Source organism: Marinimicrobium sp. UBA4209 (assembly GCF_002381585.1).
GTDB lineage: Bacteria > Pseudomonadota > Gammaproteobacteria > Pseudomonadales > Cellvibrionaceae > Marinimicrobium > Marinimicrobium koreense.
The window spans coordinates 338-14,140 of record NZ_DFTP01000094.1; the positions used below are offsets into that span (position 1 = coordinate 338).

The 13,803-nt window shown below is 55.0% G+C and carries 15 protein-coding genes; 4 read left to right on the forward strand and 11 right to left on the reverse strand.

What is annotated here, in order from left to right; genetic code table 11:
* Together B3187_RS13495 and B3187_RS13500 are read right to left on the reverse strand one after the other, a co-directional pair.
* A partial coding sequence (locus tag B3187_RS13495; RefSeq protein WP_349678204.1) for a peroxidase family protein occupies positions 1-794 on the reverse strand: 794 nt, incomplete at its 3' end.
* 165 nt (positions 795-959) lie between these two features.
* Positions 960-1,961, reverse strand: a complete 1,002-nt coding sequence (locus B3187_RS13500) for a serine hydrolase domain-containing protein (RefSeq protein ID WP_286806997.1) — start codon at positions 1,959-1,961, stop codon at positions 960-962.
* A 162-nt stretch (positions 1,962-2,123) separates the two neighbouring features.
* Here B3187_RS13500 and B3187_RS13505 point away from each other — a divergent pair, with 162 nt between their 5' ends.
* A complete protein-coding gene (locus B3187_RS13505) occupies positions 2,124-3,014 on the forward strand; it encodes an alpha/beta hydrolase (RefSeq protein WP_286806999.1) in 891 nt (296 codons plus the stop codon).
* Between the two features lie 30 nt (positions 3,015-3,044).
* Here the strand turns inward: B3187_RS13505 and B3187_RS13510 are convergent, their stop codons facing one another.
* The 8 genes from B3187_RS13510 to B3187_RS13545 form a co-directional block, all read right to left on the reverse strand.
* On the reverse strand, positions 3,045-3,485 hold the full coding sequence (locus B3187_RS13510) for a YqaA family protein (protein WP_286807000.1): 441 nt from the start codon (positions 3,483-3,485) through the stop codon (positions 3,045-3,047).
* 38 nt (positions 3,486-3,523) lie between these two features.
* A complete protein-coding gene (locus B3187_RS13515) occupies positions 3,524-5,176 on the reverse strand; it encodes a SulP family inorganic anion transporter (protein ID WP_286807001.1) in 1,653 nt (550 codons plus the stop codon).
* A 40-nt stretch (positions 5,177-5,216) separates the two neighbouring features.
* The gene (locus B3187_RS13520; protein WP_286807002.1) at positions 5,217-5,510 is read right to left on the reverse strand and encodes a HigA family addiction module antitoxin; all 294 of its coding nucleotides are present in this window, start codon (positions 5,508-5,510) and stop codon (positions 5,217-5,219) included.
* Positions 5,510-5,788 carry a type II toxin-antitoxin system RelE/ParE family toxin gene (locus tag B3187_RS13525; protein WP_286807003.1) on the reverse strand — a complete coding sequence of 93 codons (279 nt, stop codon included), beginning with the start codon at positions 5,786-5,788 and terminating at the stop codon, positions 5,510-5,512. The genes B3187_RS13520 and B3187_RS13525 overlap by 1 nt, the downstream gene beginning before the upstream one ends.
* 214 nt (positions 5,789-6,002) lie before the next feature.
* Positions 6,003-6,389 (reverse strand): hypothetical protein, encoded by a 387-nt coding sequence (locus B3187_RS13530; protein WP_286807004.1) that lies wholly within the window; start codon positions 6,387-6,389, stop codon positions 6,003-6,005.
* A gap of 97 nt (positions 6,390-6,486) precedes the next feature.
* On the reverse strand, positions 6,487-7,476 hold the full coding sequence (locus B3187_RS13535; RefSeq protein ID WP_286807005.1) for a hypothetical protein: 990 nt from the start codon (positions 7,474-7,476) through the stop codon (positions 6,487-6,489).
* Between the two features lie 89 nt (positions 7,477-7,565).
* A complete protein-coding gene (locus B3187_RS13540) occupies positions 7,566-8,405 on the reverse strand; it encodes a restriction endonuclease (RefSeq protein ID WP_286807006.1) in 840 nt (279 codons plus the stop codon).
* Between the two features lie 121 nt (positions 8,406-8,526).
* Positions 8,527-8,778, reverse strand: a complete 252-nt coding sequence (locus B3187_RS13545; protein ID WP_286807007.1) for a hypothetical protein — start codon at positions 8,776-8,778, stop codon at positions 8,527-8,529.
* 151 nt (positions 8,779-8,929) lie between these two features.
* Between B3187_RS13545 and B3187_RS13550 the strand changes: the two genes are divergently transcribed.
* Together B3187_RS13550 and B3187_RS13555 are read left to right on the forward strand one after the other, a co-directional pair.
* A complete protein-coding gene (locus B3187_RS13550) occupies positions 8,930-9,169 on the forward strand; it encodes a type II toxin-antitoxin system ParD family antitoxin (RefSeq protein ID WP_286807008.1) in 240 nt (79 codons plus the stop codon).
* Positions 9,169-9,462, forward strand: a complete 294-nt coding sequence (locus B3187_RS13555; protein ID WP_286807009.1) for a type II toxin-antitoxin system RelE/ParE family toxin — start codon at positions 9,169-9,171, stop codon at positions 9,460-9,462. The genes B3187_RS13550 and B3187_RS13555 overlap by 1 nt, the downstream gene beginning before the upstream one ends.
* Before the next feature lie 323 nt (positions 9,463-9,785).
* On the opposite strand, the gene B3187_RS13560 is transcribed toward B3187_RS13555, so the two are convergent.
* Entirely contained in the window at positions 9,786-12,491 is a 2,706-nt protein-coding gene (locus B3187_RS13560; protein ID WP_286807010.1) for a nitrate reductase, read from the reverse strand.
* Between the two features lie 446 nt (positions 12,492-12,937).
* On the opposite strand from B3187_RS13560, the gene cobA reads away from it, so the two are divergent.
* Entirely contained in the window at positions 12,938-13,759 is an 822-nt protein-coding gene (gene cobA / locus B3187_RS13565) for a uroporphyrinogen-III C-methyltransferase (protein ID WP_286807093.1), read from the forward strand.
* Positions 13,760-13,803 lie beyond the last annotated feature (44 nt).

Consider the following 13,803-nt stretch of genomic DNA (forward strand, 5'->3'; position numbering starts at 1 on the left):
CCACCGGCGATCAGCGCCACGGTCTCTTCGTCGTTCATCGCCATACGGGCGAAGGTTTCACGTACCTGCTGCGCGGTTCTCAGCGGATCAGGCTGGCCGTTAACACCTTCCGGGTTCACATAGATCAGACCCATCTGCACGGCGGCCAACGGGTTTTCCATGGTGTCCGGCTTGTCGACATTGGCATAGCGCTCATCGGAGGGCGCCAACCACTCTTTCTCCGCACCCCAGTAGATGTCTTTTTCCGGGTGCCAGATATCTTCACGACCGAAGGAAAAGCCGAACGTCGGCAGGCCCATGGACTCATAGGCCACATTACCGGATAGGATGATCAGGTCAGCCCAGCTGATTTTGTTGCCGTACTTCTTCTTGATTGGCCACAGCAGACGGCGGGCCTTGTCCAGGCTGGCGTTGTCCGGCCAGGAGTTCAGCGGCGCGAAGCGCTGGTTACCGGTGCCACCGCCCCCACGGCCATCGGCAATCCGGTAGGTACCGGCGGCGTGCCAGGCCAGGCGGATCATCAGGCCACCGTAGTGACCCCAGTCCGCCGGCCACCACTCCTGACTGTCGGTCAGCAGGGCGTGAAGGTCTTTTTTCAACGCCTCAAAATCAAGCTTTTTGACTTCCTCACGGTAGTCGTAATCTTCCCCCATGGGGTCAGTCTTGCGGTCGTGCTGGTGAAGGATGTCGAGGTTGATGGCTTCGGGCCACCAGGACATATTGGACGTGCTGGCGAGCGTTGCGCCCCCGTGCATCACCGGGCATTTTCCGGCGCCTGTGTTCTGGTCACTCATCGATCTGCTCCTTTCGCGTTCATTTATGATTACGTGCGGCTATGATCTATACGGTATAGCACAAGAATGGATCTATTGAAGCATAGCAAATCGATTTGCCATCTGTGATAGATTCTCACAAAGGTCGGTATAGCCCCCTGCAATGGCCGCCCGCACGGGCGGCCCTCACGGACGCAGCGCGGGAATCACGTGGTGCTCCAACAGTCGCAACTGCTGGCGCAGATAGCGGGAACCGGGGGACGGTGGAGTCGGGTCCGAGGTCATCACCACCGTCAACTCAAGGGAGGGAACGACATAGAGCAGCTGCCCACCATAACCGCGCCCATAGTAGCCGGGCTCACCGCCCAGCGGGCGCAGAAACCAGCCGTAGCCGTAGGGATCATCGGTATAGGCGGACTCGCCCCGCCCGGTCCAGGAGGTGTCCACCCAGGCCTCGGAAAACAGCCGCTGCTCCCCTACCCGGCCGCCATTGCGGTACAGCTCTCCGATGGCGGCCAGTTCCCGCGCCGACATCAGCATATTGTTGCCGCCAAAATAAATGCCCTGGGGGTCCCGATCCCACGCGGGAAAGGCGATATCCAGCGGCTCCCCAAGCCAATCGCGCGCCAAGGCCAGCGTGCTGCGCCCGGCGCTTTCGGTCAGCGCGGCGGAGAGCAAATGCGTACTACCGGAGGAGTAAAGCATCCGCCCGCCCGGTTTATCCACAAACCGCCGGGTGAGCACATGGTGCACCCAATTGTCGCTATTGACCCAGGCACCATAATTACGCCCCGAGGTGCGCTGCAGCCCCGCCTGAAGGGACAACAGGTTGCCCAAGGTAATGCGCTCCACCCCTTCCGTGGCCGCCTCCGGCACCTGACCGCCCAGCGCCTCCACAATGGGCTGATCCACCCCCTCCAGAACCCCACGCTCAATCCCGACACCCACCAGCGCCGCAAGCACCGTTTTTGACAGGGATTTGATATTGACCGGCGTATCCAGCCCCGGCCCCCGGATATCCAGTGCGACCACCTCCTCGCCCCGATGCAGCACCAACAACGAGTGCAACCTGGGCAGGCGCTCCGCATCGCGCGCCAGTTCAGAACGCCAGTCGTCCTCATTGGCGAGCACGGCACTGCACGTAAGCAGCAATAGAGAAGCGAACGCTTTGGATAGAAGAGAATGCATAGGTTGACCATGACCTCATTGAAATCAGCAATAAACGTGTGACAAGACCACAACAGGCTACGTCCGCGGACGTGGCGCGGATCTATCGCCCAGGCAGTAGACTCGATTTTGGTTCATCGCCATAATGACCGCTCCGAACCCTCAACAATAAGATCGAGTCCCATGAGAAACGCTAAAGCCCTAATTGTTTTTCTGTCGTGCATCCTGGCAAATTACGCTTCTGCCGAAACCATCGAATCACGGGTGGTCGAAGACGGCGGCACCGGCCCCTACAGTGCCATTATGGCAACAGATGCCTCACTGCCCACACATACCCTGTTCCGGCCCAACAACATCGCCGCGCAGGGCGACGAGAAACTCCCGATTGTGGTCTGGGGCAATGGCGCCTGTTTCGACTCCCCCTGGGAGCATGTGAACTTCCTGAACGAAATCGCCTCCCACGGTTTTATGGTCGTCGCCATCGGCACCATGCCCACAGAAAACGGGGAGCAGAAGACAGAGCGCTCCAGCTCCTCCAAACTGACCGATGCCATCGACTGGGCCATCGTCCAGAATGATAACGAGAACAGCCCCTACCATCAGGCGCTGGACACCACCGAGATCGGCGTCGCGGGCATGTCCTGCGGAGGACTGCAGGCGCTGGACGTCGCGGACGACCCGCGGGTCACCACCTTGGGGGTCTTCAATAGCGGCATCTTCAACGAACCGCCCAAAGATCCAATGCCCGGCATTCCCAACCTGACCAAAAAGCAGTTGGAAAATATCCATACCCCGACACTGTACCTGCTGGGCGGAGAATCCGACATTGCTTACGGTAATGGCATGAACGACGTGGAACAGATTGACCATGTGCCAGTGTTCGTCGGCAATATGGACGTGGGCCACGGCGGCACCTACGGCCAGCCCCACGGCGGAGAGTTTGCCCGAGTGGCGACCGCCTGGTTTAAATGGCAACTGAAGGACGACGAAACGGCAGGCAAGTTATTTACCGGCAATCCACCGGGGCTGGCCGAACACCCTGAATGGACCGTCGACAAGAAGAAACTGCCTTAGCAAAGTGCCAGGCGATGTGGGAGCAATGGCTCACTGAAACGCGAGCGTCATATAGCTGATGACGACATAGCGAGCCAGTTTACCCGCCGTCACCAACAGCAAAAACCAACGCAGGCGTATCCGTAACACGCCGGCGATCACGGTCAAGGGGTCCCCAATAATGGGGACCCAGGCAAAGCACAGCGACACCATCCCATACTTCCGAAACCGCGCCTCGGCCCGGCCAAAGTCGTCTTCCGACATCCGCAACCACTTCTTGACCACCACCAGACTCCCCCAATAGCCCAAGGCATAGTTGGTCAGTGAGCCGAGCACATTGCCGACGGTGGCGACCGAAACCAGAACCACCGACGACAGGCCGCTCAGCAACAAGGCGCTGAGCACCACCTCGGAGCTGAGGGGCAATATCGTCGCCGCCAGGAATGCGGACAGGAAGAGGCCGAGGTAGCCGAGTTCCGCCAAGTGCTCCATCAATCATCTCACCGAAGGGGTGGGCTCAACACATTGACCTAAACTTCCTTATCAGCCAACCAGGTCAATGCCTCGATCCGGGAGGTAAATTTCGGAATCTGGTTTGATTCCAAAAACTCGTGCAGCGACGTGTGTCGATTGGTATTTGAGCAAACGGTTGTGACCAACTTGCCGCTTTGCACAGCGTCTTGAATGGTGTTTTCCAAGGCGAGCACCATGGTGGTATCCAGCGTCGGCACATCGGTTAGGTCGATGAGAATTTTTCTGAAGGCATTCAAGCTGTTTCTCTCGCGTGCCAACGCTCTCGACATACCAAAAATCAACGGACCACTGAAATACAACAAGGCAATGTCACCGCGGTTCTTTTCGAGGATTTTCTTTTCTTCGCTTTCGAGCGAGATATTATCGTCGACATCACTGATGACTTGCATATTTCGCTGCGCTTGTAATCGGCTCAGCTTGTCGATGGTAATAATGTTTGCGATAAAGACCCCAAGGCCGACCGCCACCATCAAATCCACCAACACCGTCAGCGCAATGACCAGGTACATGATGAGGGTAGCGCTGGTCGAGACGCGATGAGCCCGCTTCAAAAAGCTCCAATCCAATATGCTAAGACCAACCTTGACAGCGATCGCTGCCAGAATGGCGAGCGGGATATTGGAGGCCAACCCCGAGGCAAACGCGACAACCACCAATAGAACAGCGGCACGCACGATCCCCGAAAGGGCCGTCCGGGCGCCCGTCTGGATATTCACCACCGTTCCCATGGTAGCGCCAGCGCCAGGCAATCCGCCAATAAAGCCTGAGGCCAGGTTCCCAATGCCCTGACCGATCAACTCTTTATTCGAGTTGTGCTCATTGCGGGTCAGACTGTCTGCGATGACCGCCGTCAGCAGGGCATCAATGCAGCCCAAGGTCCCCAGCACCATGCCATCGATAAGCATGGTGGTCACCTGATCAGCGGTGAAGTACGGGAGATAGAAATCGGGTATACCCAATGAAATAGGGCCTACCAAACGCAGATTATCGCCGAACAGTAGCAACGCAATAGCGGTACCCAGTACCAATACAATGAGCTGCGGGGGCACAACTTTTGCGATACGTTTTGGGATAAAGAAGAGCGCCAGGAGCGCCGTTAACGAAATGGAAAGCTCGGCCACGCTCAGATTCTTAATAAACTGGGGTATGGCCAACAGGTTATTGAGCACACCGCCGCTGACCGAGGGTTGACCCAGCATCGGGCCAAACTGCAGGATAATGAGGATGATCCCGATACCGGACATAAACCCGGATATCACACTGTAGGGCATCATGGTGATATACCGCCCCAGCTTCAATAGACCGAGCAAAATCTGGAAAAGGCCGGCGATCATCACCACCGTAAATGCCATTGCCAGACCGTTTTCCGGATGACTCGCCACGAGAGAGGTCAAAACGGCGGTCATGACAACCGTCATCGGCCCGGTCGGCTCGGAGATTAGCGTTGGGGTACCACCGAATAGCGAAGCGAAGAGCCCTACACAAATTGCCCCATAAAGGCCAGCCTCCGCACCTGCGCCTGAGGCAACCCCGAATGCAAGGGCCATCGGCAGTGAGACAATGGCCGCGGTCAGACCACCAAAAACATCGCCCCGCAGGTTTTTGAGGTTGATCTGGTTAAAGAGTTGGTTGACAAAACCATACGTCATTGACTTGCATCTCCGTCTCAGCAGGTGAAGTTATTTGGTTTTATGCGGCATCAAGGTCAACTTTTTGGACCTTGTCGAGCTTAACGCTTTTACCTGCTATCCAGAGGTCATACATGTCCTGCATCGCCAGCCAACTTTCAGGGGTCCGGCCCAAAGCCTTGGAGAGACGCAGCGCCATCTCCGGGCTAATACCGCTTTGCTGCTTGAGCAAGCGGTTTAAAGTAGACGGCGATACATCCAGTCGCCCTGCCAAGTAACGACAACTAAGGCCAAAAGGCTCCATATAGGTAGCCAGAATGAATTCGCCGGGATGAGGGGGGTTATACATCTTCATCAGTGGTAATCCTCATAATCGAGTACGTAGGCATTACCGTCGGAGAATTCAAACGTCAGTCTCCAGTTCCCATTAACGGTAATCGCCCAGATGCCCTTCCTATCACCTTTAAGAGGGTGAAGCTTATAGCCAGGGACATCCAAGTCATTGATTTCCTTGGCGGTATCCAGCGCTGCCAGTTGCATTCGAAGGCGCTTCTCGTGCTTGGCCTGGATGCCCCGAGCGCTACCGGTCTCGTAGAAGCGCCTTAGTCCCTTATGTTTGAATGACTTGACCATGGGATGATTGTAGCGTGTTGCGCAACGGTGTCAATCCGATAAACGCAAACCACGGGCGACGAGCCGCGCAGCGGGTTAGCGTCCCAGCGACCGAACCTGGACCACTTTGACGGACAGTGGGCTACACTCCTGTTAAAGGGGTGTAATGTCCGTCAAAGTGGTGCAGGTTCAGAGCGTCCTGCCGCCGCTTGCGGCGGCGAACTGGTACGCTTTGTTAAATTTTTTGTACGAAACCAAACGATGCAAGTATGACCCCACCTATGAACGCAACCACCGAAATTACAATTAGCGTGACCGCCGCATACCCCCAAGGTGTACCGGCTGGATCGCCAGGACTCTTAGATTTTAGCTGGTTTAGATGCTTAATTTGCGCTATGTAGGCAAGAATATTACCAAAAACGGCCAGAGAGATGCCGCCACACATTACGAACATAGCAGATACAAACCAAACAAAACCTTGCTGATCCTTTTGATTCCCGAGGAATGTCAGTACGGCTATGACTCCACCACCATTTATTAAAAGCGCGCTTTTCAATGCCGATGCACCAACCGCAATCACGGACCGGAACTGCTCTATCTGAGCCTCTTCTTTAAATTCCATGTAAAAGCCTTTAAGCGATCGACAAATTTAACGCCAAGCACACCGGCGCGAGCTTGCGAGCGTCCGACAGCCGAAGGCTGTGTAGTGCTGCGCATGGTTATGCACCAGTTTCTGCCTCCCGAGTTCCGATATAAACCGTGATACCTTCAGGGTCATATGGAATATGTAGAGTGTTAGTTTTGGATTTTACATATGTGTATATTGCTCGTGCCTTATTAATAAACCGCTTATCAGAAGATATTAAGGCATTGCAATATGAAGCCATTCCCAAATGTTGGCTATCCGACATGATATTTCTAATTTTGTCCCGCTTGGCCATACCGCGATCTGGACTGATTCCCAGCAAGTTCAGGATGATATGCGCACCTCCTAAGATACCATGCTGGGTATGTGGTATCTCAGCCAAAGCTGGGTGGGGAGTGAAGCCAAAGAATTGATCTAGAGTTACTTCGCCCATGGCCGGTTCGATAATCTTCCAAATCTCTTCGATCGGAGATTCGCATGCTTCTGCCTTGTGTCGATCTCCGCTATTTATCCCCATGGCTAGTCTGGTTCTATCTATAGGCTGCCTTTCACTCATATGCACATCTATAGTTTTCTGAAACTCAACGGCCGCAGAGTCGGCTTGATCTAGCAGAGAGGACCTCTGGCCATCTTCTAGATCGCCCGTTAGTCGATCCACTTCTTCACGCAACATCTCTGGAGTTAGTGAAAGCTCAGCGAAGTTGTCGGCGCCAAAAATTCTGAGCAAGACCTCTACCGATGTACTATCCGAATCTTCAAAGCCAGATACGGCCTCTAAGTGCTGTCGATAGCGCTCGTCGGGATCAACATACCCATTAAGGACGACATTCCCCACAGAGGCAAAATTTTTATCCAAGACATCGCATACCTCAACTGCACCCAGCAGTCGCATACCCTCTAAAGCATCGGTATTCCCTGTACGGGCCATTTCGTCGAGGTGCACATGAGAGTATACCCATTTGAAACTCTCGAAATCCGCAACCTCAACTTCGCCGTAGGCAACGTAGCGATACAAATTCATATCGGCATAGATTGTCGGGAGGTCGTTACCTATGATGTTCATCGGTACCTCTGGGCTGATGCATCGCATAACGCCGCGCTCTGCAGAAATTTGGGAGCGCTGGCGAGTAAATTTCCCGTAGCAGCGCCTTGTTATGCATTTCTTACGTCTCTAACATTGCCCTGTGTATCATAAAATTTTATGTTCCCAGAAGTGACATCCCTTAAGATTGCCTTCGCAATCCTTTCTCCCTCGGTCACAGACTCTTCAGTTTCAGAGTTGACATCGTAAACATATGAAATTCCGTTTATCTTAAACAACTCTCCCTTTGGGGATTTTAAAAATGCATCAGTAAATTTCTCCTCATGCGTTCTTGTCACTTCCTCTTTCCACTCGTGTGGTAGCGCACTTTCAATAGTGTGAAAGTCGGTTATACTGTTACCTTCAGCGTCAACAATTTTGATATCGTCAGCCATTCCAGATAAATCAACCTGGTCACCTTCTTTATAAGCCGTATTTTTAAACAACCAATCCATATCAATATCAATATTTCGCTGCTTTATATCTGTAGAGAAAACAGACATTTTAATCCCGATGTCTTTAACTCGTCCTTCCCAATCACTTTGAGATGGAAAACGTAGTTCTTTAAGAGATATCCCATAGTGCTCCCCAAATTTTACTGCTCCGCTCTGATACCCTTTTTTTGTAATGAAAATACCTTTAACATTACCAACATCATGTAGCACACCGAAGAAATCTCTAACTCTGCCAACAGACACCTCCTTTGAGTAATTTTTACACTCAATGGCAACTCGGTGCTTCTCACCCATCATCTCAAACTCCCAGTAAACATCAATCTGATGATTACACCCTGATTTCCCAGCGAGTTTGATGTTGTGTTTGACCTCTATATTTTTAACACCTTCCGCAGAATTTATAGCCTGATAGATTTCCTGTGTGAGCTTTTCATACTCGATATTTTCGTCAGCCACGTTACTTCCTTAAAGTATTTTGAGGTGGGGATATCTGGTGCATAACGCCCGCGCACACCGGCGCGAGCTTGCGAGTGTCCGGCAGCCGCAGGCTGCGTAGTGCTGCGCTTGGTTATGTGTTTCATGGACTACTTCGAGGACCTCTTTTGACGATTGCTTCCTCTTCGCCCCGCAAGTAGCTGCCATTGGGGCCTTGGTGTTTAAATTGCCAACATTCCCCATCCCATACGAAGTCCTCTTTTATAGCCTTACGTTGGTTCTGATAGTAACCAGCAGAAACTTCAGTGTCTGAGATAACATTAAACACGTAGGCACTGATATTAGAAGATCCGACGGTTATCCAGTCACCTTTTTTGACCTTAGAGTTACTCATATTGGTTCTCTTCGTATATCACATAACGCCCCGCGTAACCGGCTGCCAAAGGCTGCATAGCGAAGCGGCGCAGGCTTTGGCAGTCCGGGTTGACGCGATTGTTATGAGGCAGTACCATTAAATACCACATATTGGTACTAGGAGCCCTGCCATGGCCAAAAACACCAGCATATCCCTTGGGGAGCATTTTGACGAGTTCATTGCCCAGCAACTCCAAAGCGGGCGCTACGGGTCCACTAGCGAGGTTATCCGGGCCGGCCTTAGAATGCTTGAGGAAACTGACGCCAAGCGGGTACATCTCCGTAAGTTGTTGATCGAGGGGGAGCGTAGCGGATTTTCCGATTACAGCTACCATTCCCTTATGGATGAATTGGACAGCGAAGCTCATTAATGCCCACCTTCAAAGTTACCAATAAAGCCAAGGAAGACCTGATTGGTATCGCACGTTTCACCGAGGCGACCTGGGGGCGAGATCAACGCAAGTTTTACCTCAAGCAACTGGATTCTACTTTCCACGCGCTAGCCGAAAACCCATCTCTTGGCCGCAAGTGTGACGAAATTAGGCAGGCGTACTACAAGTACCCTGAAGGTAGCCACGTTATTTTCTTTCGTCTTGGCACCGACTCCAGCATCGACATAATTCGAATACTCCACAAGCGTATGGATGTGGCATCACACCTTTAGAGCCTCATAACATTTGTATATCGCGCATGCGCAATATCCCTCCGAGCATTCACTCGAAGAGCTTTTCGCAACTATCTGATATTCGGGTATTTTCATGCTGAACATCCAAGTTGTCAGGGTGAAAAAGCGTGCATGCGCGTTTTTCTGACGGGCGGTGCGCGTTAATTCACTGCCCGGTTTGGTAATGCATTGAATTTATTGTCTTTTTTATGAGCCACGGTGTGTAAACGAGCGCGCTCGGTTTACAAAGTGTGCCCGATTTTGGCTCGGCTGCCAATATACTGTATGGATTGGTCAGAATTTAACCGTCCCTGGCTTTAAGTTCAGGCCGCCTCGTGCGCACGCTCCCTGGCAATAATCTGCTCCAGCTCCGGCAGGCAGGAGCCGCAGCCGGTGCCGGCGGTGGTTTCGGCGCTGAGGGCGTCGACGGTGTCGATGCCTTTTTCGCGGATAGCGTTGCACAGGGTGTTGTAACCCACCTGTTTGCAGGCGCACACCAGTTTGCCCTGGCTTTGTTGCTGATCCGGTTTACCGCTTAGCAGGGCGCGCATGGCGGTAGCGGCGAAGTCGCCTTCGAGCAGGTCGCCGAGCCAACTGAAATCCCGGGTGCCAAATTGTTTGGCGACGGAGAAGGCGATATGCAGTTGGCCTTCGCGCACAAAGGCGCGCCGGAATTCGCCGCGCTCGGGGTGGCCGAAGGCGAGCTGTTGGTCCCCTTGCTGGCACAGGCCCTGGAGTTGTTTATCCAGGTCGGTGGGGTGCTGTTCGCTGGCGATGCGATAGAGGTAGCCGCCGTTGACGCGGCGCATGGCCCAGTAGTCGGCGTCCAGTTCGGGCAGTGGGGTTCGGCTGACCAGCAGGGCTTCGGCCTGTTCGTACCAGGGCTGGACCTGAACCGGGGTGTATTTGTTTTCCGGCTGGCCGGAGGTGGGGTCGACGTATTCACCTACCAGGGCGGCCACCCGGGCGCGGCTGGCGTGTACATCGTTCCAATGCATGGGCATGAAGACTTCACCCAGGTTGACCTGATCGGTGAGCTGCACTCGCACCCGCGCCTGCCCCTGTCGGCTGGTGACATCGGCGAGAGCACCATCTTTCAATTGGTAGCGCCCGGCATCCTTGGGGTGAATGCTGATAAACGGCTCCGGCAGGTGGCCGCACAGGCGCGAGGCCAGGCCGGTGCGGGTCATGCTATGCCATTGGTCGCGGATGCGGCCGGTGTTCAGGGTCAGCGGGTAGTGGCTATCCACCTGGGTGGCCGGTGCGCGATAGCGTACCGACACGAACCGCCCCCGGCCGGAGGGGGTAAAGAACACACCATCGCCAAACAGGCGCTGGTCGCCATCGGGCAACGGGGCTTTCGTCGGCAGCGGCCATTGCCGCGGCGGCAGGCTGTCGTAGTCATTCAGGGTCAAGTGACTATAGTGACCCAGATCGAGATCCCGGGTGCCATTATTGTCGGTGGCGGTCAGGCGTGCGTATTCGCTGAACACTTCGGCTTCGCTGGCGTAGTCGAAGGCGCGACCGTAACCCATCTGTTTGGCCACGGCGGCGATGATCCACCAGTCCGGCCTTGCTTCCCCCAGGGGCGGCAGCAAGGCCCGCTGGCGGGAAATGCGCCGCTCGGAGTTGGTCACGGTGCCGGATTTTTCGGCCCAGCCGGCGGCGGGCAATAGCACGTCGGCCAGGCGCGTGGTGTCGGTGTCTTCAATACAGTCGGACACCACTACCAACGGACAGTCCTTCAAGGCCTGCTTGACTTTGTCGGCGTTGGGCAGGCTCATGACCGGGTTGGTGGCCATGATCCAGATGGCTTTGATTTTGCCGGAGGCGACGGCGTCGAACATGTCCACGGCTTTCAGGCCGGGACGGGTGGCGAGGTTGTCCGCTTTCCAGAAGTCCCGCACCAGTTGCCAATGCTCCGGGTGGTCAAACTCCATATGGGCCGCCAGGGTGTTCGCCAAGCCGCCGACCTCACGGCCACCCATGGCATTGGGCTGGCCGGTGACGGAGAACGGCCCCATGCCCGCCCGGCCGATACGGCCGGTGGCCAGGTGACAATTGATGATGGCATTGACTTTGTCAGTGCCGGCGGTGGACTGATTCACCCCCTGGGAATAGACGGTGACGGTTTTTTCGGTCTGGGCGTACCACTGGAAAAAGGTTTCCAACTGATAGTCGGCCACGCCGAGTTGTTCGGCCAGCACCGGGCGCTGACCAGCGTCTTCCATGGCGGCCACCAGGGCTTCGGTAAAATGCTCGGTATGGGCCTGGACAAAGTCTTCGTCAATGGCGTTGTGTTGGGCCAGATAACTGAGCAGGCCATTGAACAACGCCACATCTGTTCCCGGATGAATGGGCAGATGCAGGTCGGCGATATCGCAGGTGTCGGTTCGGCGCGGGTCGATCACCACCACCTTCATATGAGGGCGCTGCTGTTTGGCGGCCTTGATACGCTGGAACAATACCGGGTGGCACCAGGCGAGATTGGAGCCGGTGAGCACGATCATGTCCGCCTGTTCCAGATCGGTGTAGCAGCCCGGCACCGTATCGCTGCCAAAGGCGCGCTTGTGCCCGGCCACGCTGGAGGACATGCACAAGCGGGAATTGGTGTCGATATTGCCGCTGCCGATAAAGCCCTTCATCAACTTGTTGGCCAGGTAGTAGTCTTCGGTCAACAGTTGCCCGGACACATAAAAGGCCACCGAGTCCGGGCCGTGCTCGACAATGGTATCCACAAAACCCTGAGCCACAGTCTGCAGCGCGTGATTCCAACTGGTCTGTTCGCCGTGCACTTTCGGGTGGAGCAGTCGACCGGTGTCCACCAGGGTCTCCCCCAGCGCCAGGCCTTTGGAACAGAGCCGCCCCAGGTTGGCCGGATGGGTCTCGTCTCCCTCGATCAACACCTTCCGTTCCTCGGTATTCACCGTGGCCTTTATGCCACAGCCAACACCACAGTAGGCACAGGTGGTCTGTACCGTGGACTCGGCTTGGGCGGTGGGAATGGGTTCGTACCGATGAACTGTCATGGATCAACCTGCAATATAGAAAGTGTTTGTTGTCATCACGCCTTCAAGTACTGCAATCGCCACGCCAATTTCATTTCCTGCCATTAAATGTCGGTCGTTCGGCCGAATTCACCTCAGTTCACGCACTCATTCCAACGAAAAATCTGCAAGAGCACCGGTATGGCGCACGACGCACCACCACTTGCACAATTTCAACGCAAATTGCTCATAGCCCGCCTTCACCGTTTTGCATTATTTCAGCGCACCTTTGCACGTCCGTGGTGCTCGTTTCGCGTGAACTTGTAACGCATAAAAATCCCGCGCTGCAGAATGTGTGCCCGCTAAGCGCATGAAAAATAAGGGGTTATAAACTTTTTCATGGGGTTTGTCAGTGAATGGCACTGTCTTTGCTCTAGCCCAACCATGCATTCGTAAAATGATTTTTCAGGGCAACCGTTATGAACTCCATGAACATTGAACCTTTGATTCCCTCGGCCAAGCCGACCCGCTCGACTCCCGCATCAACCGGGAAAGTATGGCTTGTGGGTGCCGGTCCCGGCGATGCCGAGTTGCTGACCCTGAAAGCGCTGCGCGCGATTGAAAGCGCGGACATCATTTTTTACGACCAGTTGGTGAGTGCGGATATTCGCGCGCTGTTTCCGAACGGCACCCCCGCACTTTATGTCGGCAAGTCGAAAAATCATCACAGCATTGCGCAGGACGATCTGAATCAGCGCCTGGTGGACCAGGCACTGATGGGCAAAACCGTATGCCGCATTAAAGGCGGCGACCCCTTTGTGTTTGGTCGCGGCGGTGAGGAACTGATGACCCTGCGCCAGGCCGGTGTGAACGCCGAGGTGGTACCGGGTATTACCGCCGCCTCCGGTTGCAGCAGCAGCGCCCATATGCCCTTGACCCATCGCGGCGTATCCCAGGGCTGCACCTTGGTGACCGGCCACGGCGAAACCGAAGTGACCGCCAATTGGCCGGCGCTGGCGCAGTTGAATCACACCCTGGTTTTTTATATGGGCGTGAGCCGGTCGGAAGAGATTGCCGGGCAATTGATGACTCACGGTTTGAGTGGCGATACGCCCGCCGCGTTTATTGAAAACGGATGCCGGGCGAATCAGCGGGTGTTGACCACCACGTTGGAAGCGTTGGCCGAGACCGCCGAGCGCAAAGCCGTGCAATCCCCGGCGTTGATTGTGGTGGGGGATGTGGTCCGGTTGGCGGACCAGTTGGCGCCGGAGCAGTTTTTGAGTGAGGCGCAGCAGCGGTCGATTGCGTAGGCCGAAGGCCGTCATCCACCAATACCGGTAAAACCGGAATCAGA

Coding starts and splice junctions, on each gene's coding strand:
- B3187_RS13500 (WP_286806997.1), bottom strand. CDS start 1,961: ATGCATTCTCTTCTATCCAAAGCGTTCGCTTCTCTATTGCTGCTTACG.
- B3187_RS13505 (WP_286806999.1), top strand. CDS start 2,124: ATGAGAAACGCTAAAGCCCTAATTGTTTTTCTGTCGTGCATCCTGGCA.
- B3187_RS13510 (WP_286807000.1), bottom strand. CDS start 3,485: ATGGAGCACTTGGCGGAACTCGGCTACCTCGGCCTCTTCCTGTCCGCA.
- B3187_RS13515 (WP_286807001.1), bottom strand. CDS start 5,176: ATGACGTATGGTTTTGTCAACCAACTCTTTAACCAGATCAACCTCAAA.
- B3187_RS13520 (WP_286807002.1), bottom strand. CDS start 5,510: ATGAAGATGTATAACCCCCCTCATCCCGGCGAATTCATTCTGGCTACC.
- B3187_RS13525 (WP_286807003.1), bottom strand. CDS start 5,788: ATGGTCAAGTCATTCAAACATAAGGGACTAAGGCGCTTCTACGAGACC.
- B3187_RS13530 (WP_286807004.1), bottom strand. CDS start 6,389: ATGGAATTTAAAGAAGAGGCTCAGATAGAGCAGTTCCGGTCCGTGATT.
- B3187_RS13535 (WP_286807005.1), bottom strand. CDS start 7,476: ATGAACATCATAGGTAACGACCTCCCGACAATCTATGCCGATATGAAT.
- B3187_RS13545 (WP_286807007.1), bottom strand. CDS start 8,778: ATGAGTAACTCTAAGGTCAAAAAAGGTGACTGGATAACCGTCGGATCT.
- B3187_RS13550 (WP_286807008.1), top strand. CDS start 8,930: ATGGCCAAAAACACCAGCATATCCCTTGGGGAGCATTTTGACGAGTTC.
- B3187_RS13555 (WP_286807009.1), top strand. CDS start 9,169: ATGCCCACCTTCAAAGTTACCAATAAAGCCAAGGAAGACCTGATTGGT.
- B3187_RS13560 (WP_286807010.1), bottom strand. CDS start 12,491: ATGACAGTTCATCGGTACGAACCCATTCCCACCGCCCAAGCCGAGTCC.
- cobA (WP_286807093.1), top strand. CDS start 12,938: ATGAACATTGAACCTTTGATTCCCTCGGCCAAGCCGACCCGCTCGACT.